Here is a 509-nt window from a genome sequence, read left to right as displayed (position 1 = left end):
ACTTTCTTTTCGATTGGAAAATAAAAATCAAAAGGGTAAAATTTTAAATAAATTAGAAACAATAGAGCTAAACACAAGTATAACACCGCTAAAAAATATGAATTTATTATATGTTCCGACTTCAATAGAGCGAGAAGAAGAAGAACATATATTAAATGTTATACTTTCCGATGATCTAGGTAATGAGTTTATAAAGAAACTGACTTTTAAAGTAAAATTAGGTATCGTAATGAATGTCGAAAGATTAAGGCCTAATGACGTAGTTTATCCTTTTGCTAATAAGGATTACCAAGCGAACGGCGAGTTTAACTTTAACTTTGAAACTAAATCAGATTATAAATATAAACTTTCTTTTCGATTGGAAAATAAAAATCAAAAGGGTAAAATTTTAAATAAATTAGAAACAATAGAGCTAAACACAAGTATAACACCGCTAAAAAATATGAATTTATTATATGTTCCGACTTCAATAGAGCGAGAAGAAGAAGAACATATATTAAATGTTATAC

At 26.7% G+C, this 509-nt stretch carries 1 protein-coding gene; it reads left to right on the top strand.

Annotated elements, in window-relative coordinates:
- Window positions 1-97: 97 nt before the first annotated feature.
- A partial coding sequence (locus C4S75_RS05795) for a hypothetical protein (protein WP_146105579.1) occupies window positions 98-509 on the top strand: 412 nt, incomplete at its 3' end.

It is taken from the genome of Apibacter sp. wkB309, from assembly GCF_002964915.1.
Taxonomy (GTDB): Bacteria; Bacteroidota; Bacteroidia; order Flavobacteriales; family Weeksellaceae; genus Apibacter.
This window is presented reverse-complemented; position numbering and strand designations above follow the sequence as displayed.